This is a genomic window from Pseudomonas sp. WC1, from assembly GCF_050586565.1.
Lineage (GTDB): Bacteria > Pseudomonadota > Gammaproteobacteria > Pseudomonadales > Pseudomonadaceae > Aquipseudomonas.
The window spans coordinates 166,822-186,829 of the sequence record NZ_JBOBDQ010000002.1; the positions used below are offsets into that span (position 1 = coordinate 166,822).

At 65.3% G+C, this 20,008-nt stretch carries 18 protein-coding genes; 10 read left to right on the plus strand and 8 right to left on the minus strand.

Going from position 1 to position 20,008, the window contains the following annotated elements:
- Positions 1-208 precede the first annotated feature (208 nt).
- A complete protein-coding gene (locus ACQ4OD_RS01530) occupies positions 209-4,840 on the plus strand; it encodes an NEL-type E3 ubiquitin ligase domain-containing protein (RefSeq protein ID WP_430943774.1) in 4,632 nt (1,543 codons plus the stop codon).
- A 2-nt stretch (positions 4,841-4,842) separates the two neighbouring features.
- Here ACQ4OD_RS01530 and ACQ4OD_RS01535 read toward each other — a convergent pair whose 3' ends face one another.
- On the minus strand, positions 4,843-7,347 hold the full coding sequence (locus ACQ4OD_RS01535) for a UvrD-helicase domain-containing protein (RefSeq protein WP_430943775.1): 2,505 nt from the start codon (positions 7,345-7,347) through the stop codon (positions 4,843-4,845).
- Between the two features lie 187 nt (positions 7,348-7,534).
- Here ACQ4OD_RS01535 and ACQ4OD_RS01540 point away from each other — a divergent pair, with 187 nt between their 5' ends.
- The 3 genes from ACQ4OD_RS01540 (at position 7,535) to ACQ4OD_RS01550 (ending at position 10,280) form a co-directional block, all read left to right on the plus strand.
- Complete coding sequence (locus ACQ4OD_RS01540) at positions 7,535-8,233, plus strand: pirin family protein (protein ID WP_102684252.1); 699 nt, start codon at positions 7,535-7,537, stop codon at positions 8,231-8,233.
- A 159-nt stretch (positions 8,234-8,392) separates the two neighbouring features.
- On the plus strand, positions 8,393-9,085 hold the full coding sequence (locus ACQ4OD_RS01545; protein WP_232968082.1) for a hypothetical protein: 693 nt from the start codon (positions 8,393-8,395) through the stop codon (positions 9,083-9,085).
- 238 nt (positions 9,086-9,323) lie between these two features.
- A complete protein-coding gene (locus tag ACQ4OD_RS01550) occupies positions 9,324-10,280 on the plus strand; it encodes an AraC family transcriptional regulator (RefSeq protein WP_430943790.1) in 957 nt (318 codons plus the stop codon).
- A gap of 39 nt (positions 10,281-10,319) precedes the next feature.
- Here the strand turns inward: ACQ4OD_RS01550 and ACQ4OD_RS01555 are convergent, their stop codons facing one another.
- Positions 10,320-10,781: a sterol desaturase family protein gene (locus ACQ4OD_RS01555; protein ID WP_198755051.1), complete on the minus strand. Its 462-nt coding sequence runs from the start codon at positions 10,779-10,781 to the stop codon at positions 10,320-10,322.
- A 73-nt stretch (positions 10,782-10,854) separates the two neighbouring features.
- On the opposite strand from ACQ4OD_RS01555, the gene ACQ4OD_RS01560 reads away from it, so the two are divergent.
- Positions 10,855-11,625 carry a class I SAM-dependent methyltransferase gene (locus tag ACQ4OD_RS01560; RefSeq protein ID WP_430943776.1) on the plus strand — a complete coding sequence of 257 codons (771 nt, stop codon included), beginning with the start codon at positions 10,855-10,857 and terminating at the stop codon, positions 11,623-11,625.
- A gap of 338 nt (positions 11,626-11,963) precedes the next feature.
- Positions 11,964-12,683 (plus strand): MgtC/SapB family protein, encoded by a 720-nt coding sequence (locus tag ACQ4OD_RS01565; protein WP_198755049.1) that lies wholly within the window; start codon positions 11,964-11,966, stop codon positions 12,681-12,683.
- Between the two features lie 137 nt (positions 12,684-12,820).
- Here the strand turns inward: ACQ4OD_RS01565 and dksA are convergent, their stop codons facing one another.
- From dksA to ACQ4OD_RS01580, 3 genes are all read right to left on the minus strand, one after another.
- Positions 12,821-13,228: an RNA polymerase-binding protein DksA gene (gene dksA, locus ACQ4OD_RS01570; RefSeq protein WP_102684247.1), complete on the minus strand. Its 408-nt coding sequence runs from the start codon at positions 13,226-13,228 to the stop codon at positions 12,821-12,823.
- 89 nt (positions 13,229-13,317) lie between these two features.
- Positions 13,318-14,655, minus strand: a complete 1,338-nt coding sequence (locus ACQ4OD_RS01575) for a dihydroorotase (RefSeq protein WP_430943777.1) — start codon at positions 14,653-14,655, stop codon at positions 13,318-13,320.
- 2 nt (positions 14,656-14,657) lie between these two features.
- Positions 14,658-15,218, minus strand: coding sequence for a carbonate dehydratase (locus tag ACQ4OD_RS01580; RefSeq protein ID WP_102684245.1), 561 nt, complete (start codon positions 15,216-15,218; stop codon positions 14,658-14,660).
- A 133-nt stretch (positions 15,219-15,351) separates the two neighbouring features.
- Here ACQ4OD_RS01580 and ACQ4OD_RS01585 point away from each other — a divergent pair, with 133 nt between their 5' ends.
- Positions 15,352-15,867: a GNAT family N-acetyltransferase gene (locus ACQ4OD_RS01585; RefSeq protein WP_198755047.1), complete on the plus strand. Its 516-nt coding sequence runs from the start codon at positions 15,352-15,354 to the stop codon at positions 15,865-15,867.
- 28 nt (positions 15,868-15,895) lie between these two features.
- Here ACQ4OD_RS01585 and ppk2 read toward each other — a convergent pair whose 3' ends face one another.
- Positions 15,896-16,705: a polyphosphate kinase 2 gene (ppk2, locus tag ACQ4OD_RS01590; protein WP_430943778.1), complete on the minus strand. Its 810-nt coding sequence runs from the start codon at positions 16,703-16,705 to the stop codon at positions 15,896-15,898.
- A gap of 241 nt (positions 16,706-16,946) precedes the next feature.
- Here ppk2 and ACQ4OD_RS01595 point away from each other — a divergent pair, with 241 nt between their 5' ends.
- The 3 genes from ACQ4OD_RS01595 to ACQ4OD_RS01605 all read left to right on the plus strand — a co-directional run bounded on the left by ACQ4OD_RS01595 (position 16,947) and on the right by ACQ4OD_RS01605 (position 18,563).
- Entirely contained in the window at positions 16,947-17,579 is a 633-nt protein-coding gene (locus ACQ4OD_RS01595) for a hypothetical protein (protein WP_198755045.1), read from the plus strand.
- A gap of 97 nt (positions 17,580-17,676) precedes the next feature.
- Positions 17,677-17,889, plus strand: a complete 213-nt coding sequence (locus tag ACQ4OD_RS01600; protein ID WP_198755044.1) for a hypothetical protein — start codon at positions 17,677-17,679, stop codon at positions 17,887-17,889.
- A gap of 86 nt (positions 17,890-17,975) precedes the next feature.
- Positions 17,976-18,563, plus strand: coding sequence for a LysE family translocator (locus ACQ4OD_RS01605; protein WP_258597982.1), 588 nt, complete (start codon positions 17,976-17,978; stop codon positions 18,561-18,563).
- A 38-nt stretch (positions 18,564-18,601) separates the two neighbouring features.
- Here ACQ4OD_RS01605 and ACQ4OD_RS01610 read toward each other — a convergent pair whose 3' ends face one another.
- Both ACQ4OD_RS01610 and ACQ4OD_RS01615 read right to left on the minus strand, forming a co-directional pair.
- The gene (locus tag ACQ4OD_RS01610; protein ID WP_258597984.1) at positions 18,602-19,378 is read right to left on the minus strand and encodes an AraC family transcriptional regulator; all 777 of its coding nucleotides are present in this window, start codon (positions 19,376-19,378) and stop codon (positions 18,602-18,604) included.
- A 10-nt stretch (positions 19,379-19,388) separates the two neighbouring features.
- The gene (locus ACQ4OD_RS01615; RefSeq protein WP_038706211.1) at positions 19,389-19,931 is read right to left on the minus strand and encodes a helix-turn-helix domain-containing protein; all 543 of its coding nucleotides are present in this window, start codon (positions 19,929-19,931) and stop codon (positions 19,389-19,391) included.
- Between the last annotated feature and the right edge of the window lie 77 nt (positions 19,932-20,008).

Below are 20,008 nucleotides of genomic sequence, written 5' to 3' on the forward strand. Positions count from 1 at the left end.
TCAGGCTTTGCCTAGACCATAGCAGCCGACCTGTGAAGACACCCTAGGTCGTTGGCGTCAATGACCGACGGCGGGTACACAGCAGCCGCTGTGGGGCAAACGGCCGTATACGTGTCAGCCATTGCCCTGGTGGCGGCGACAATCATGTACCGCCCCACGCGCCACCACCTGCCCTTGAATGGCCGCTCCCATCTTTTGGAATGTGACCATGCACCACAGCGAACCGCCCTACCACCAGCAACAGATCCTGCGCAGCCTGCCGGGCTGGACCAGACACTTGCACCCCCACCACGCCAGTCGACTGCTGCGGCGCGCCCACCGCGAGCATGTCGAGCAGGACGGGCAAATCGCCCCCTGGTTCGCCCAGGCCTCGGCCGCCCGGCGGGCCGAGCTGCGCCAGGCCATCAAGCAGCGCACGACGAGCCATCAGGCGCTGGCCAAGGCACTACAAGGTTTGCGCGGCATCACCGAGTTCTGCGAGCCGCTGCTGCAGGCACGGCTGGGCATTCAGGTGGCGCTGACGCAGGCCCAGTTCAGGCATCAGCCATTCACGTCGAGCCTGGGCGGTGAATTCCCCGACCCGGACGCTTCCCATCATGTCCCCCGTACACCGGCCTCGATCGAGGAACCTGCCGGCACAGCCAGCCTCACCAGCCTGCTCGAGGCGGCCCTGCACAATTTTGAAGGCATGACCGAGGTCGGCCCTTTCAGCACCCTGCAAGTCAGTGTCGACGACAGCAGGGCACTACCCGGCCTGAGCACCACTGCGTTTGTCACCCACTGCCGTGCACTCGACCTGGGTCGGCGCTATCAGGAGCACCTACAGGATATCTACGGCGGCCAGCGTGAAGCGCTGTTGCGCGCCCTGTGGGGCCAGGCTCGGCGCGATGAGCTCACAGTACAGGCGCTGATCGCGCGAATGCGCGGACTCCTGACAGACGACGGCCTCCAGTCCCTGCAACAGCTGTGTAGCACGGGCTCGATACCATGCTACCGAGGAGCACCGGCCAAAGTAGCGGTCTTGCGCATGCTGGACATCCAGCTGCACGATCTGTTGCTGTTGACATCCACCAGGCCGTCCACGCCATCGTGCATCGCCTACCTGCCTTTCGACGACGCGCAACCAGTGCAGGAGTTCAACAACCTGCTGGCCTTCGGCAGGTACCTGCGCCGCCGCTTGCTGGAACCCGCCTACCGCGAACGCTTCCTGGAGCATGTCGCCCTGAAGGACCGCCCGCAAATGGCGAGCAAGCTCAAGGCCAGACTGTTCGAAGCCACCGCAGGTGGCTTGAGCCCGCTGGAAACACCGTCCCCCGCCTTCGCCGAAACCGAGCCCGGCACACATCCCTGGCAAGGGTTGCAGGCCACCCTTTCGCGACAGGAGCAGGATACGCCCCGTCCCACCCGCTTCCCGGCACTGGCGATCCATGCGGTCGCGGTCGCCTTTCCGGTATGGCCCAAGCTGTTCAATGACCATGTCCAACGCCTGCAGGAGGACGCGCGCCGCGTCGCGGTGCCAACGGCGGACATCGATGCCAAGGCCAGGCGTGAGCGCCTGGCGTTGTGGGGCGAGCGTGGCCTCACCCTGCTCGGGGTGGCGGCCATGTTCGTCCCCGGCCTGGACGTTGCCATGCTAGCCGTGGGTGCGGGCCAGGTCATGGCGAGCATTTTCCACGGTTTCGAATCCTGGTCTGAAGGTGACAACGCCGAAGCGGTGAACCAGGTCGAGTCGCTGCTGGTCAACCTGGGCAGCGTGGCCGCCATTGCCGGTGTTACCAAGCTGGCCAAGGCCTCCGGCTTTGTCGACTGGATGCAAAGTGTCTGGCTGGATGGCGAGAAGCTGCTATGGCACCCCCAGCTCGAGCAGTACCGCAGCCCAGTCGAGTTGCCGGCGGACCTGCAGCCGGACGCGCAAGGCATCTTCCGCCATGACGACCGGCATTTCGTCGACCTGGACAATACGCTTCACGAGATTCGCCAAGACCCTGAGGGGCACTGGCATGTTGTGCACCCGGCCGACCCACGGGCCTATCAGCCACGGCTGCACGGCAATGGCAGAGGGGCCTGGCGCATGGCGCACGAGCGGCCACAGGACTGGGGGCGGGTCAAGCTGATGCGCCGGCTAGGCCCGCTTGCCAACGGCTTGACCGATGAGGAGCTGATTGCAGTACTCGACAGTACCGACCTGGAACGCGGTGTGCTCGAGCAGGTCCACGTCGATGGCCGGCGCCCTCCCGCGCTGCTTGAGGACGCCATTCGGCGCATCAAGGCCGACCGCATCCATCTCGATCCAGCCACGCCAGCTTCCGCTCCGGCGCTGATGATCGGGCGCGCGTTCCCCGGCCTGCCCAGTCAAGCACTCGAAGAGCTGGTGGGCGCGGCCAACAGCGCCGAACGGCAAGCCCTGAACAGCGGACGGGTTCCTCTGCGACTGGCCGAAGAGGCGCGACTGATGCAAGCCCGGGTCCGACTGGACCGGGCGATTCTGGGCTTGTACCGCCCCGGCCTGGCCAATGACGACAGCCGGCTCATCAGCGATAGCCTGTTGGCCGCACACCCACAATGGACGCCCGAACAGCGCTATCACGCCGCACTGGCCAACCGCACGGCGACCGCACGCCTGCTCGGCCAGCAACCTGTACGGCCGGGCTGGCGCTCACCCTTGCGCCTGAGCGAAGGGCGATACGGATATCCCCTTAGCCCCGGTTTATTCGCCTCACGGGCAGAGCGCGAGCTGCATGCCCTGTATCCGGGGATGAACGGTCGCGAGGTCCGCCAGTTGCTGGCCACTTTGCGTGTCCGGGGAAGTGTGACCGAACAGATACAGGCACTGCGCACCCAACTGTCCTCGCTGCGCGACCAGCTTCACGCCTGGGCTACCAGAGGCGCCCACGACTGGGGTGAGGAAGTCGGTGCTTATTACACCAGGACCGCCGACCAACTCGTTCGGGCCTGGCAACGCCTGGACGGCGACATGCTGAGCCTTTCGAATGTCGCCCTCGACGCCCTGCCGACACTCACGGCACGCTTCGACCACATCACCACGCTGTCGCTGGAGAATCTCAATGTGATCGAGATGCCCGCCGACTTCCTCCAGGCCTTCCCATCGCTCAGGCGGGTGGATGTACGAAACAGCCCCCAGTTGAGCGCCAGTTCGATCCTCCAGGCATTGCGCAACGCCCCACAGTTGCGGGAGCTGCGCTTGAGCGGCACCAGCCTGGGCGCGCTACCCGCCGCGGCCCATGAAGTGCTGCCCACCTTGCACGGCCTGCGTAGCCTGGAATTGCCACATCACCGCTTGACGCTCACCGTGCAAGACGTGCGAATGCTCACCGGCCTGCCGCTGGAAACCCTGGACTTGCGAGCCAATCGTATTGCGCTGGACGCCGACACGGCGAATACGTTCAGTTCGATGCGAACACTGCGCCACCTGCACCTGAGCGACAACCCCCTTGCCATAAGTCCTAACCTGACCGGCCTGGACAACCTCGCCACCTTGCGTCTGGACAACAGCCGACTGCGCTTGTGGCCCACTGGGTTGAGCGACCTGATGCAGCGTAGCCCTTGCATGTTGCGGGTGGTGGACCTGAGCATGAACAGCATCGAACAGGTGCCGGGGCTGCCCGCGCTCTTGTCATCACCCTACCTGGGCGAACTGCTGGCCAGGCGTGCGCAGTATCGCTGGCGGTTCGATTACAATCCGCTGGACGAGACTACCCGCGAAAGCCTGCAGATTGTCGGCGCGTCGGTCGGACAACGTGTCGAGGGCCTCGACGCCACCGCTCCACCAGTGCGAATTGACTGGCTGCAAAGCGCCAGCCAGCAACAGCGGGCAACCTGGGGGGCGCTGTTCGACACGGGCGGCAATACCAACCTGCGCCAAATCGTCGAACAGGCGGGCATGTCGGCCAGTGCCCGTCGCCAGCCCCGAGCATTTGCCCGACAAGTATGGACACTGCTCGAGCGCGCAAGCGCCAGTACCCGACTGCGCGCACGCCTGGACGAAGTGGCCGGCGAGTTCCCGGTGAGCTGTGGCGATGCCGGGGCCGATGGTTTCGGCACCTTGCAAATCGAAGTGATGGCCTATGATGAAGCCGCAGGCGCAGAGGTAGCCACGCCACCGCTGTTCCAGTTCTTCCGCCGCCTGTTCCGCCGCGACCAGGTGAACAGGCTGGCCCAGGAGGTGTTCAACGCCCGCGTGGCCCGGCGCAATGCCCTGCACGCATTGGATGCCTGGGCCACCCGGCCGCTGGCCGAGCGCGGCGCCAGACCCGTGCTGCCGCCCCTGCATCACGTCGACACATTGTCCGACGACGTGCTGCACAATGGCCTTGGTGAAGGGCTGGACCTGATCGAGATCCGCCTGGCCCTGCGCAGCGGCCTGGCCAGCCGGCTGGACTTCCCCGACCCCCAGCAGGCCATGTTGTACCGGCACACGGCTGAAATTTCCGCGAGGACCGAGGAAGCGGTGCACGATGAGGTCGATGCCCGGGACCATGACGCCGGGGCACGCCGCCAGTGGATCGCCCGGCAACCGAGCTGGCGGCGCCTGCTGCGCCGGGAACACAGTGCCCATTTCGAGGTGCTCAGAAAGCGCTGGGACGCAGGCCTGGACTACCTCGACGGCAACGACCTCGACGGCCCGCTCGAGCCGCCGGTGATCGAAGCGCTGACCCAGGCCCTGGGCCGCAGCCCGCTGGCCAAGGATGGCCAGCCCCTGCGCGAGCCCATTTCCAGCGACCGCTACGTCGCGGGCATGAACCGCATGGCGCTGGGCCTGGAACAGGACGAAGACGCCCTCTATCTGCGCCTGACCCGCCGCCGCGACCCCAACAACTGAGCCTACTGGCCGCGCAGGTCTTCGAAGAAGGCCTGCCGCCCCTGTACCTGGCTTGACGCACGCGGCTGCGCGGCAGCCTCGCCGCTGGCTCGTTCCACGTGCCAGTAACAGTGCCGAACCGCACGCGTCACCGCCACGTAGGCAAGGCGCTGCACCTCTTCCTTCTGCGCCGTATCGAACGCCTGGGCGTCCCCTGGCTTGCCCAAGCCGGCCAGGCGATACGCCTGGTTCTTGTAGGGCGAGCTGGTCAGGTAGTGGCAATCGCCGAGCATGAACACCGCATCTGCTTGCAGTCCCTTGGCGCTGTGATAGGTCAGCTGACGCAGGCGGCGCTGGCCGTGCGGCAAGCTAGAATCAACTTTAACTATTGGTAATAAATACTTTTCAATCAATAACTTATCGCTGGTTTTTCGAAACAGCATCATGACCGTTTCACCCCGCTGATAATGCTCGATCACGGTTTCGGCCAGTGCCGCCTCGTCCCGGTCGAAAACCTTCACCGGCGACAACGGCAGCTCGGCTGCCAGCCCGCTGGCCCTGGCCTTCTTGCCGGTGATGGCCGGCGCGCCTTTGACCAGATGCTCGGCGGCCTCGATGATGTACTGCTGGCTGCGGTAGTTCTCCACCAGCATCACCCGCGTGTTGGCCGGTGACGGGAAGGCCTTGGTGAACTCCATGAAGTACTTCGGCGAGCTGCCGCGCCAACCATAGATCGACTGCCAGTCATCGCCCACGCACATCAGCGATGAATGTTGCGCCACCCGCCCGCTGTGCATGGCCGGCCCACGGCGGCGGATTTCGGCGAGGCAGGCACGCAGCCAGCTGACGATCTGCGGCGAGACGTCCTGGAACTCGTCGATCATCAGGTGCGCCATTGGGCGCAGCAAGGGGGCGGGCAGCAACCCGAGGTTCTCCGGGTTGTTCTCGCCGAACAGGGCGAACATGCGGTTGTAGGTCATCACCGGCGGCGACTGCGCCAACAGGTGTGCTTCCAGTGCCTTCCAGAACAGCGCGAGGGCCTCGAAGAATGCCGCGTCGCTATCGCCAGAAGGGAAACTCATGGCGGCCACGGCGTTGTTGACGTCCAGGCCGAGGTTCTCGATGAAGCTCGCAGCGGTGACGAAGGCGTCGAGCAACGGCGCCGGGGCCAGCTCGCCCTTGACCTTGTACTCGAAGCCCGGGCCGGCCACGGCATCCCCCGCCAAGGACGTTGCAAGCCGTTTTGCCGAAGAGTAATTATCAAGCCATATCAATGGCTTATCACAGAAAGCTTGAAACAGGGTCCGCTTTACCGCCCATTCCGCGCGCACCGCCAGCTTGGCGCCCGGGCGCTGGTACTGGGCACTTTCGGACGGGTCGAAGCCCAGTACCACCCAGGCGTCCAGCCCTTCCAGGCGGCCATGGACATGAAAACGGCTACCGCGGATCTGCACCGTATCGCGGCAGGGTTCGATACCCTTGATCGGCCAGGCACCGGCGGCGAACCACAGGTCCTCGATCACATCGCACAGTTCCTCGTCGCGCTGGGCGGCCAGCTGGGTGACCTGCACACGCTTGTGCACATCCGGATGATCCGGGTCCATCGGCTTGAGCAGCAGTGCTTCCTGGCGCAACGCGCCGACCAGCTGGGCAAACCGCGGGCTCTGGCCCAGCAGCTCGCTGTAGCACTGGTTGAGCTGCTGACGCTGGGCATCGTTCAGGCGCAGGTCGAACGGGTTGCTGTCAGCGTTTGCCTCGCCGCCTGCGGGCATCTCGTTGCCCAGGGTCTCGAACGCCCGCACCTGGGCGAAGCCTGGCAAGCTGCGCACCAACGGCAGGATGCGTGAATGGAAAGTGCGCACCAGCTCCCGCCCCTGGGCAGGCGACAGCTCGAGCTGCCACAGGGCAAACACCTGCAGCAGGCGCTGGATGAAGTCACGGCGCGACTCGCGGGTGAAGGTCACCACGGTCAGGGCATCGAGCTCGAAGCCCAGGTAGTGACGCAGCAGCAGGATGCGCAGCACCAGCGAGGTCGACTTGCCGGCCCCGGCGCCGGCCACGACGCAGGTCGAGGGTGTGTCGCTGAAGATCAGCTTCCATTGCGCCGCGCTCGGTTGCGCCTCGGCAGGCAGACGCCTGGCGACATCAGCCTTGAAGCGCTTTTTCAGCTCGGCGGTCAGCGGCAGGCGCCAGTCGTCGAACAGGTTGTCGTCCTGCCCGGGTACACCGGCATTCTCCGGGCGGGCATCGCGGATCACCAGAACCTGGCGCCCAGCCTCGAATCCAGCGACCCGACCCTGCTCGTAGCCCTCACGCAAGCCATCGGCATGGCCGTTGCGCTGCCCCGTGGCGTGGCCGAGGAACCAGGAATCGCGGTGCTGCGCCTGCAGGCGTGACAGGCCCTGCCCCAACAGGCGGGCGGCCAGGCGGCGCAGCCAGGGCAACTGGGCGGGAGGGGTCAGGTCGGCCGGGGCCCGGGGATGCTCGTGCGGCACGGTCACTCCATTGAAAATCAGAACAGCCGGCATGTTCGCCTCATCCGCGTAAAAGTGCCAGCGAATGCTTATGGATCATGGGATTAGGCGATGAACCGCATGCGGAGTCGCATAATTAAATATCGTATTTATAGATACTTAAGAGCCGATATTTACGCTTTTTATCGATACTTAAGATGCGCATCATGGCCTCATTCCACCGAATCAGAGGAACACCACCATGCTGCAACTACGGCCCTTCGAAAGCCTTGGCCACGCCAACCACGGCTGGCTCGACGCCCATCATCATTTCTCCTTCGCCGAGTACCATGACCCGGCACGCATGCACTGGGGCAACCTGCGCGTGTGGAACGACGACCTGATCGCCGCCGGCGCAGGCTTCCCACCGCACCCGCACCGTGACATGGAGATCATCACCTACGTTCGCGAAGGCGCCATCACCCATCAGGACAGTTTGGGCAACAAGGGCCGAACCGAAGCCGGCGATGTGCAAGTCATGAGCGCTGGCAGCGGCATTGTCCACAGCGAGTACAACCTGGAGAAGGTCGACACGCGGATCTTCCAGATCTGGATCATCCCGGAAAAGGTCGGTGACGCGCCCTCCTGGGGTACCCGCCCGTTCCCCAAGGGTGAACGTGGCGAGGGCTTCGTGACCCTGGCCAGTGGCCGCGAAGGCGATGACGACAGCCTGCGCATCCGCACCGACGCCCGCCTGGTGGCCGCGACTCTGCGCGCCGGTGAAAGCGCCGAGTACCGCCTCGATGAGGGCCGTCGCGGCTACCTGGTGCCGGCCAAGGGACGGATCGAGGTGAACGGCTTGCAAGCCAAGGCCCGTGATGGCGTGGCGATCGAGCAGGAGACGCGGCTCAAGGTGACAGCATTGGAAGACAGCGAAATCGTGCTTGTCGATGTAGCCTGATCGACCTTGGCCGGTTTCCCGGCGCAGGCCACTATCGCACTTTTTCGCGTTTGTGCGCTCTATGCATGGCCAGGCCCCACCGATCCCCGGTGGGACCGACTTTTCCAACCGGTGCCGATGGCCGTACGAAGACGCCTTCCATTCCCTCGCCGACTGCTGATGGCCGGCAGCCTGGCCTGTCTGGTCGCCTGCACCCAGCAGCAGGGCCGCGACATGCTCACCCAGTTCAGCAACGGCAAGCCCGACGAGCTGTTCCAGACCAGTGTCGACCGCATGGCCACCCTGGCCATGCGCGACAACCTGCAAAGCCTGTACCTGCTGATGAACAAGCTGTACCTGCGCAACCCCAACCAGTGGCGACAATCGGGTTACCTCGACGCCACCACCGCGGCGCGGCAGATCCGCATCGCCATCGAGCAGCGCCAGCCCCTGGCGCAGTTGGGCGAGCGCCGCGACCTGGCGGCCTTGAGCTACGCCCTGAGCCCGGAGTTTCGCGGAGACCGGGTGGGTGCGTTCATTTACGCCATTGGCAGCATGCTGGTCACCGCCCACGGTGGGCGCACCGAGTTCTACATGACCGACACCCTCGACCCGTTGTTCATCCACAATGCCGCGCGCAACATCGAGAAGGCCACCTGGATGCTCGGCCAGCGCCAGGATGCCAATGGGGTGCTCCTGCTGTTTTCCAACGAAATTTCCGAACAAGGCAGCAACCTCAGCTTCGCCGTGGAGTTCGGCAAGGTCGTCGCCCGTCTCGACCTGCTGTCGCAGATGCTTGACGAGCGTTATCGGCGGATCGGCCTGAATTACGCGCAAAGCCTGCTGTTGATGAATTTCCTGCCGGTGCAATGAGCCGCGTCCGCTAATCGCACAAGCCAGCCCGAGGCGGCACCCGCTGTTCGCCCGGCGTTTGTCGGGCCGCATTGCCCCGGTCCCGACTTATTGCATACTGTGGAAGCTGCCAGCCAACCTTCGCCTGCCTCTACGTGCGCCCGGTGGCTGGCCAGAATGACCGTGAACGATCGCTTGCGCAGCCTCCGGGCCGCAGCGAACGGCGCCCAGAACAATAACGATGGCGAGTACCTTGCCCATGGAAAGCCGCCTGCTGAGCGAGCAAAGCTGCGTGTTCCACCACGCCGACCCCTATGCCGTGTCCGCCTATGTGAACCACCATGTAGGGCAGCACCATATAGGCCTGTCCCGCACCACCCATCCCCAGGCAAGCCTCAGCCACCGCAAGTTCGCCGAGCTGGACCTATGCCGCCTCAGCTACGGCGGCAGCGTGCGGGTCACCTCACCCGCGCTGGAGACCCTCTACCACCTGCAGGTGCTGCTCAGCGGCAATTGCCTGTGGCGCGGCCCCCAACGCGAGCATCACCTGCTGCCGGGCGAGCTGTTGCTGATCAACCCGGACGACCCCGTGGACCTGACCTACTCCGAGGATTGCGAGAAGTTCATCCTCAAGGTCCCGGCCAGCCTGCTCGACAGCGTCTGCGACGAGCAGCGCTGGCAGCGGCCCAGTGGCGGCGTGCGCTTTTTGCGCAACCACTATCGGCTGGACGAGCTGGGCGGGTTCCTCAACCTGCTGGGCATGGTCTGCAACGAGGCCGAGGCAAGCGGCTCGCTGCCTCGGGTACAGAGGCACTACAGCCAGATCGTGGCCAGCAAGCTGCTGACCCTGATGACCACCAACGTGGGCATGGAAACACTGAGTGGCCCAGGCGCGGGGCTGGAGCGGATCCTGGACTATGTGGAGCGCAACCTGATGCTGGACATGACCGCCGAGACCCTGGCCGAACAGGCGAACATGAGCGTTCGCTCGCTGTATGCATTGTTCGATCGTCACCTGAACACCACCCCCCGGCAGCACATCCGGCAACGCAAGCTGGAGCGCGTGCGCGCCTGCCTGAGCGACCCGAGCTGCACGGTGCGCAGCGTGACCGAACTGGCCCTGGACCATGGCTTCATGCACCTGGGGCGGTTTTCCGAACGCTATCGCCAACAGTTCGGAGAGTTGCCGTCGCAGACCCTCAAGCGGCGCGGCTGAGCCGTATTCGGCCTAACTGGCGAATGAGGCGCAGAGTCATCAGCTCCGTCGCCGTTTCAGTTGCTGCTTCAACACCCGCAACGGCGGCGCATAGAAGAACCCGAACGACACGCTGCCCTGGCGGCCCTTCACCGCATGGTGCAGGCGATGGGCCCGGTACAGGCGCTTGAGGTAGCGGTTGACCGGTTTCGGCGCCCGCGGCCAGTGCCGGTGAAACACCCCATCATGGGCCAGAACGTAGGCCAGCCCATAGCCCGCCACGCCGCCACCGACCCATTGCAGCGGCGCGTGCCCGGCCTTGCCCAGCGTCATCAGGGCAGCGGCGATCAGCCCGAGCGCCAGCAGGTAGAGGTCGTTGGTTTCCAGCATGCCCAGTTGCGGCTCGTGGTGCGAGCGGTGCAGCCACCAGCCCCAGCCGTGCATGACGTACTTGTGGGCCAGCGTGCCGACGCCCTCCATGGCCACCAGGGTGCCGAACAGCACGGCGAGATTGAACAACATGTATCGGTCCGGGGGGTTGGCAACGAAATGCGCAAGCGTACCATTGCCGCCAGGTCATTCAGAGGGATTTTCCATGAAGGATGTACACGCCTCGGCCAGCACCGGCTACACCCGCCAGTCGGACAACTATGAGCAAGGTCGGCCGGACTACCCCGTCGCCTTGCAGGACTGGTTACGCGACACCCTGGGCATCGGCGCCGGGACCCCGGTGCTCGACCTGGGCGCCGGCACCGGCAAGTTCACCCGTCTGCTCAGCGCACTGGCACCACACCTGACCGCTGTGGAACCAGTGCCCGCCATGCGCGCACGCTTCCACAAACGGCTGCCCGACATCCCCGTGCTCGAGGGCACCGCACAGCACATCCCGCTGGCCGAGGCCAGCCAGCAGGTGCTGGTCTGCGCCCAGGCCTTCCACTGGTTCGCCGATGCCGCCGCCCTGGAGGAAATGCACCGGGTGCTGGCCCCCGGCGGCCGTCTGGGTCTGATCTGGAACGTGCGCGACGAAACAGTGGACTGGGTGGCGCGGATCACCGAAATCATCACCCCCTACGAGGGCGACACGCCACGTTTTCACACCGGGCGCTGGCGCGAAGCCCTCGCAGGCAGCCGCTTCAGCACTCCGCAACTGACCACCCTGCCCCATGTCCATGAGGGTGACCCACAGACCGTGATCCTCGAACGCCTGCGCTCGGTGAGCTTCATCGCCGCCCTGCCCCAGGCCGAACAAGACGAGGTCATGGGCCAGTTGCAAAGCCTGATCGACAACCATCCGGGCCTCAGGGGCCGTGAGCGCATCGCCTTCCCTTACCGCACCCAGGCCTACGTCTGCCAGCGCCTGCCGTAACAGGATTGTCATGATTCATGCCTTGACCCCGCGCGGGTCGAGGCGTATGGTCCGCCGCGCATTCAAGCATCCCTCACCCAGGAGACCCCTGCATTGGACAGTAGCCCCAGTCGATTGCGACAGGCCCACACGGCGAGCTAGTCCGGCAGCGTTCCTGCCACTGTCTCGCCGTACTCGGTAGACGGTGGTTTCCTTCGGCCCTCCCCGGCTGAACATTCCTCCTTGCTTCCCAGCCCTGCCACCCGGCATGGCGCGTGGTCCTGCGCATTCCTCGTTTGCAATCGCGCCGTCTCAAGTCGGCGCCCATGCGGGCCAGCGCCCGCAGAACGGAGTTCGCTATGGATTGGAAAATCTTCCTGCTGCGCGTCAGCGTGGCCCTGCTGCTCGGTGCCCTGATCGGCGCCGAGCGTCAACTGCGCCAGCGCCTGACGGGCCTGCGCACCAACGCCTTGGTCAGCACCGGCGCCTGCCTGTTCGTGTTGATGACCCAGGCAGTACCGGGCATGGCGCCCACCGATGCCTCGCGCATCGCCGCCTATGTGGTGTCGGGCATCGGCTTTCTCGGCGGCGGCGTGATCATGCGCGACGGCTTCAACGTGCGTGGCCTGAACACCGCCGCCACCCTCTGGTGCACCGCCGCGGTCGGCGTGCTGTGCAGCCTCGGGTTGTTGCTGGAGGCGTCGCTGGGCAGCCTGGTGGTGCTGTGCGCCAACATCCTGCTGCGCGACCTCGCCCAGCGCCTCGACCGCCAGGACGTGCTGCCGGCCAGCGAGGTCGAGCAGCGCTACGAGGTGCGCATCGTCTGCCGCGCCGAGGACGAAATCCAGGTACGTAGCCTGATGCTGCACAGCCTAAGCGACCCGGGCCTGCGCCTGCAGTCGCTGCACAGCGAGGACCTGTCCGACCCGGCACGCCTGGAAGTACGCGCCGAACTGCTCGGCACGCCCCAGGCGCCGACCCAGCTGGAGCGCTTGGTCGGCCGGGTGAGCCTGGAGAAAGGCGTCAGCTCGGTGCGCTGGCAGTTGCAGCTGCAGGCTCAGGGCCTGAACATCGATTAGGGTCTGTACGAAATGTGTCTGCGCGAAGGCCAGACAAGGCGAAACGGGGGAGGAAGCGCAGTGTACTGGAGTACATGAGCATTCCGAGCCCCGTTTCAACGCAGTATGGGCGAGTGCAGATACATGTCGTACAGGGCCTAGACGCTGTCGCGCACATGCCGCTCGCGCAGCTCCTGGCGCTCCTTGGCCTCGACGCACAAGGTCGCGGTGGGCCGCAGCAGCAGGCGGCGCAGGCCAATCGGCTCGCCGGTTTCCTCACACCAGCCGTAGTCGCCCCGGGCCAGGCGCTCCAGCGCCTGGTCGATCTTGTCGAGCAGCTTCTTTTCCCGCTCCAGCGAGCGCAGTTGCCAGTGGCGCTCTTCTTCGGCGCTGCCGATGTCGGCCGGGTCGCTGTGCACTTCCTGCTCGCGCAGGGCGCGGAACTCCTGTTCGATACGGCCCTGCAGCTCGCCGCGCTGGGCCAGCAGCAAGTTACGGAAGAATTGCCGCTGCGGTTCGTTCATGTAGGCGGCGGCAGGTTGTTGCAACAATTGCTCTTCAGTCATGGCAAGGTTCCGAAATGCTGGGGGCGCGTCGCGCCCCTTTCGCTGGCAAGCCAGCTCCCACAGGGGCTGCGCAGCGGCCCCTGGCTCAATCAACGGTCGAACATCAAGGGCAGTCCCTGGCACGGGTCGCGCACCTGGCCCTGGTGCCAGGCCAGTTGCCCCGACACCACCGTGGTACGTACCACATGGTGAAAAGCGCGCTGCTGGAACGGCGTCCAGCCGCAGCGCGCCAGGATCGGGTCGTCCGCCACGGCCCGTGGCCTGGCCAGACGCTCGACGATGGCGAAGTCTGCCCAGTACCCCTCGCGCAGAAAACCGCGTTCGCGAATGGCGAACAGCTCGGCCACCGCGTGGCTGGTCTTGGTCACCACCTGGGCCATGCTCAGCACTCCTTCGCTGACCAGTTCCAGCGCCGCCGGGAGGGCATGCTGCACCAGCGGCAGGCCTGACGGTGCGCGTGCATACACCCGCCGTTTCTCCTCCAGCGTATGCGGCGCGTGGTCGGTACCGATCACATCGATACGGTCACGGGCCAGGGCCTTGCGCAAGGCGTCACGGTCGGTGCCAGTCTTGATCGCCGGGTTGCACTTGATCAGATGGCCGAGGCTGGCGTAGTCGCTGTCGTCGAACAGCAGGTGGTGCAAGCACACCTCAGCAGTGATGCGCTTGCCGCTCACCGGGCCGGGCGTGAACAACGCCAGCTCGCGTACCGTGGTCAGATGCAGCACATGCAGGCGCGTGCCAAAACGCCGGGCCAGTTGCACGGCCAGGCTCGAGGAACGGTAGCAGGCATCGGCATCGCGGATCAGCGGGTGCGCGGCCGGGGGGATGAACTCGCCGTGGCGCGCCCGCCACCAAGCCTCGTTCTGCAGAATGCTCGGCGTGTGTTCGCAATGGGCCAGGACGATGGTCGGCGCATAGATGAAGAGTTTTTCCAGCACCTGCGGATCGTCCACCAGCATGTCGCCAGTGGACGCGCCCATGAACACCTTGATCCCGGCCACTTCGCGGGGGTCGAGGGCGGCAATGGTGTCGAGGTTGTCGCGGCTAACGCCGAAATGAAAGCCATAGTTGGCCCGTGAGCCCGCAGCCGCCCGGCGCTTCTTGTCGGCCAGCGCCTCCAGGGTCAACGTGGGCGGGTTGGTGTTGGGCATGTCCATGAAACTGGTGATACCCCCGGCCACCGCTGCCCGCGACTCGCTGGCGATGCTGCCCTTGTGCGGCGCCCCCGGCTCGCGAAAGTGCACCTGGTCGTCGATCATCCCCGGCAGCAGCCAAGCTCCCTTGGCATCAATCTCCAGTGCCGCCCGGGCGTTGTCGAGGCTGCCGGCGATCCGTTCTATGCGCCCATGGCGCACCAGCAGATCGGCTTCGAATTCACGCCCCTCGTTGACCAGTCGCGCATTGCGCACCAATAGCGTGTCCATGCTCAGAACTCGTTCTGCAAGGCCTTGTAGCCCTGGACCAGGTCGATATTGGTGCGCGCCACGTCCTCGGAAAACTCCGAGGCCGATACGCTGACCGGCGGGTAGCGCTCCAGGTCGGTATGCGGACCGATGTGCTCGGTGGGCGGCACGTAAAAGCGTGGCGGCAAGTCGCGGCCGTCGACCACCGAGTTGTGCCGCACCACGCTGCCATCACCGACCTTGCAGTTGAACAGCACGCTATTGAAGCCGATGAACACCCGGTCGCCGACTTCGCACGGGCCGTGGACGATGGAGCGATGGGCGATCGAGCTGTACTGGCCGATGCGCACCGCCGCGCCGGACTTGGAATGGATCACCACGCCATCCTGGATATTGGAATTGGCGCCGATGACGATCGGCTGCATGTCGCCGTCGGCGTCCACCTCGTCGGCGCGGATCACCGCGTAGGGGCCGACGAACACGTTGTCGTGGATGATCACCTTGCCGCAGATGATGGCGGTGTGGTCGATATAGGCCGATTCGGCGATTTGCGGGAGATGGCCGGAGGGGTTTCTGCGGATCACGATGAGGTCCTGCCTGTGAGGAAGATCGCAAATGTTACGTTATAACAATTACATTGCAACACCTTCCCGCGTCGATCTGGCAAACTGCGTCTTCTTGCGCAGCGACGCCACGCCCACAGGTCTTGTCTCCACCATGCTTGTCCGCCTCACCCGCATCGAGGATGTTCCCTTGCTCCCGGCCCTGGAACGCTCCGCCGCCCAGGCATTCCGGCAATTGCCGCACCTCGCCTGGCTGGCCGACAGCGACGTGATGGATGAAACCCAGCACCTGGCATTCGTGAGCGAAGGTTGCAGCTGGGTCGCCGCGGATGATCAGGGCCAGGCACTGGGTTTTCTCTGCGCCAGCGTTGCCGACGACGCCTTGCACATCCATGAGCTGTCCGTGCGGCAAGAGGCCCAGGGCCAAGGCCTGGGCCGGCGCCTGCTGGACCAGGCACGGGATGCCGCCCGCCACAAGGGCCTGGCCTGGCTGACCCTGACCACCTTCGACGATGTCCCCTGGAATGCCCCGTTCTATCAGCGCTACGGCTTCGAACGTCTGGCGGTGCGACAGCTGGATCATCGCCTGCAGACGATCATCTCCAGCGAGCTGGCCCACGGCCTGACCGATCGCTGTGCCATGCGCTTGGCCATTACCTGCGGCCCCTAGACGCTGCCGATTTGACTTCGCATTGGCATCAGAACCGCTGCGCGACCATCTTGAACGGATACGGCTGCGCCTTGTACTTGCCGATCTTGCCGCGCTTGGGCAGCGTCACCTTGTGCTCCCGGCTGAGGTCCTTGTAAGGGATCTGCTGCAACAGGTGGCTGATGATATTCAGCCGCGCCTTGCGCTTGTCCTCGGAGCGCGCCATGTACCACGGCGCCCAGGAAGTATCGGAGGCGGCAAACATGTCGTCGCGGGCGCGGGTGTAGGCGTCCCAGCGGTTGTAGGACTTGACGTCCATCGGCGACAGCTTCCACAGCTTGCGCCCGTCGCTGATGCGGTCCTGTAGCCGACGGGTTTGTTCCTCGGCACTGACCTCGAGCCAGTACTTGATGAGGATGATCCCCGACTCGACCATCATCCGCTCGAACATCGGCACCACGGTGAGGAACTTGTGCGCCTGCTCTTCGGTGCAGAAGCCCATCACCCGTTCTACCCCGGCGCGGTTGTACCAACTGCGGTCGAAGATCACCACCTCGCCGGCCGCCGGCAGGTGGGTCAGGTAGCGCTGGGCGTACATCTGGGTCTTCTCGCGCTCGGTGGGCGCCGGCAGCGCCACCACGCGGAACACCCGCGGGCTGACGCGCTCGGTGATGGCCTTGATGGTGCCACCCTTGCCCGCGCCGTCGCGGCCTTCGAAGACGATGCACACCTTCAGGCCCTTCTCCACCACCCACTGCTGGAGTTTGACCAGCTCCACATGCAGGCGCTTGAGTTCCGCCTCGTAGGTCTTGCGTCCAAGCTTCTCGTCGACCTCACCCTTGCGCTTGCCCTTGGCCATTGCCTGCTCCTCTCTGCCCGCTTCAGGTCGCCCCGACGGCGCCGGGGCGGAACCAGCAGAGTATGGCTGAACACCCACCGTTTGCCGGTTGGCCGCCAGTCGGTGCCAGAGGCAGGCTTTGCCAAACAGCGCACAGCACGGGCGATATGTCGTCGTGCCACGATTGCGGCCGCTCTGGCGCGCGGGTTCTAATCCTGCCCTGCGCTCCACCCAGCAATTGGCAATACAAGGAAGCCTTACAATGGACAGGAAGATCATACCGCTGGCGTTGCTGGCGACCCTGGTCGGCTGCTCGGACAACCAGCAGCCCCGTGAAGCCGACCTGCGCCAGGCTGCCCAAGCCTACCTCGACAGCCAGTACCCGCACTGTTTCGTGATCAGTGCCTTCCCCACCCGCACCCGTGACTTCGACGTCGAAGGGACCAACCAGGCGTTGCATGCCCTGGCCCGGGTCGGCGTGGTCAGCGAACGGGAGGTTGCCCGTACCGAAGTCCCTGAGCGGCTGTGGCAGCCGGCACGCACCGACATCTACTACGCCTACGACCTCACCGACGAAGGCCGCCGCTACTACAAGGCCGATGCAAGGCGCAAAGCGAACGGCGCCAGCACCGGCGGGCTGTGCTTCGGCAAGGCCCAGGTCACCGCCATCAACAGCGTCGGCAAGCCTACCGAACATGATGGGCGCAAGCAGTCGCAGGTGAGCTACAGCTACCAGGTGAACGAACTGCCGAGCTGGGCCAGCGACGCGGCGGTCCAGGCCGGCATCGCAGGCCTCGGCCAGGCAGCCGCCAGTGTCGCCAAGCCGCTGGAGGAAACCCGCGCCATGGTGCTCACGGAACAAGGTTGGGTCCACGAGCAACTGCTGGCCAACTGATCGCGGTGTTAATCCTGGGGAAATCCGCGCACGCCATCCTTGCCTCAACCCGGCCGCCTGGCGGCCGTTTTTAGGTCAATCGATGGAGACCCCAGTGATGAAAACCCTAACCTGTGCACTCGCCCTGCTGGCAACGATCTCGGCCACCTCGGCCTTTGCCGAAGGCGGTGCCGACCGACTCAAGGAACGCAGCGACCAATGGGCGCTGCAACGCCAGCAGACCGAGCAGATCGCCAAGGGTGACGCCCAGTCACCCGCCCAGCAGCAAGCCCAGCAGACCCAGGACAGCGCCAACACCCCCTCCAGCTGATAGGCCCCATGGGCATTTTTGTTCAATACCCGCGCCGCAGCATCGGGCAGGATAGCCGCACTATCCTCGCCATAAGGAAACGCCCGATGAGCCTGACACTGTCCATGGCGGCCTTCGCCCTCGCCGCCTCCATCTCCCCCGGCCCGGTCAACATCGTCGCCCTCGGCAGCGGCGCGCGCCATGGCCTGCGGGCCAGCATCGGGCATGCGGCCGGTGCCACCCTGGGTTTCTGCCTGCTGCTGGTGCTGGTCGGGCTGGGCGTGCATGAGCTGCTGCTGCGCTGGCCGTTGCTGGGGCAGCTGTTGCATTGGGGCGGGGTGTTGTTCCTGCTGTACATGGCATGGAAGCTGGCCAGCGACGACGGCGCGCTGGGCGCCGAGGATGGCCAGCGGGCGCCAAGCGCCTGGCACGGCGCGGCCATGCAGTGGCTGAGCCCCAAGGCCTGGCTGGCGGCCGTGGCCGGCATCGGCGCCTATACCGGCGGCGAGCAACAGCTGTTGTGGCTGTTCACCTGGATCTACGGGCCGATCTGTTTCGTCTCCGTGGCCAGTTGGGCCTGGGCCGGCAGCGTGATCCGCCAGTATCTGGCCGAGCCGTGGCGGATGCGTCTGCTCAATCGGGTGCTGGCGGGGTTGCTGGTGGCGAGCGCGGTGTACCTGATGGTAGGAGGTTGACAGTTCGTGCCCTATCGCGGGGCAAGCCCACGTGCTTTTCAGGCGTTGCGATAGTGCCCCGGCGTGGTCGCCAGGTACCGTTTGAAAGCCCTCTGCAGATGCGCCTGGTCGGCAAAGCCGGCTTCCAGCGCCACCTCGGCGATGGCCCTGCCTGCGCGCAACTGCGCCCGGGCATGCTGCACCCGCTGGTCGAGCAGGTAGGCGTGCGGCGATAGCCCGAAGCGCTTGCCGAATGCGCGGGTCAGGTAGGCCCGTGACAAGCCCGCCGCAGCACAGATGTCCTCCAGGGTCAGCGGATCCAGACGGTGGGTGCGAATGAACGCGGCGGCCATTTCCAGGCGTGGATGCGCCTGTGGGTGACGCGCCGCGCCGCCCTCGAGATAACCTGGCAGCTCTGTGAAGAACGTCGCCAGCCGCTCGGCCTTGTCCAGCGCCTCGCTGTCGAGCAGCCCGGCGAACAGGTCGAGCAACCGCCCGTACAGCGCAGTCGACGTGCTCAATGTCGCTGCCGGCAGTTCGAACCCTCGAGCCTGCAGCCACGGCAAATCAACGAACAGCATCAGGTAGGACCAAGGTTCGCCCTGGAGGGGGTTGCAGGTGTGTACCACCCCTGGATTCATGAGCACCGTGGTCCCCACGGTCACCTCATGCCGTGCATCACCGGTCAGGTAAGTGCTGCGCCCGCCGGTGATCACGCCGATGGAAAAGCTCGCGTGGGAATGCGCGGTGTAGCACACCTGGCGGCCATCCCCGACCAGACGGGCCTCGACGAAGGGCAATGCCGGATCACGCCAGAACCGCGAGACCTCGATCATCGCCCCACCCTCACCCTTCGCCGCCCTGCACCACCACCAGCAACTGCGCCTGGCGCTCGCCGACCGAACGCAGGCGGTGCGGGGTCTGGGCATTGAAATGCAAGGCGTCGCCGGCCTCCAGCAGCACCCGCTCGCTCATGAAGTCGACCTCCACCTGCCCCTCGTGGACGAACAGGAACTCCTCACCCTCGTGTTCCTTGAAGGTCGGGTCGCTGAACTCGGTCGGCGGCTGGATCAGAAACGGCAACAGGCTGCGCTGGCCGACCTGCGAGGTCAGCACCGCATAGCCCGGCCCCTCGCCACCGCCCACCAGCGCCTGGCGCTCGCCGCGACGCACCAGGCTGTAGCGCGCCTGGCCGTCGTGCTCGCCGTCGAACAGTTCCTCGACATTGACGTTCAACGCCCGCGCCAGCTTCAGCGCCGCGGCAATCGACGGCGTGTTGAGGCCACGCTCGACCTTGGACAGATAGCTCTTGGTCATGCCGGACTTCTCGGCCAGCTGCTCAAGGGTGATGCCCAGTTTCTTTCTCAGCAGTTTCAGTCGGATAGACATGTGAAGCAGGTTTCCCGAACAAACGCACTTGCGCATGACACTTTGTGTCATATAGGATTATTTGTGTCATCTGATGG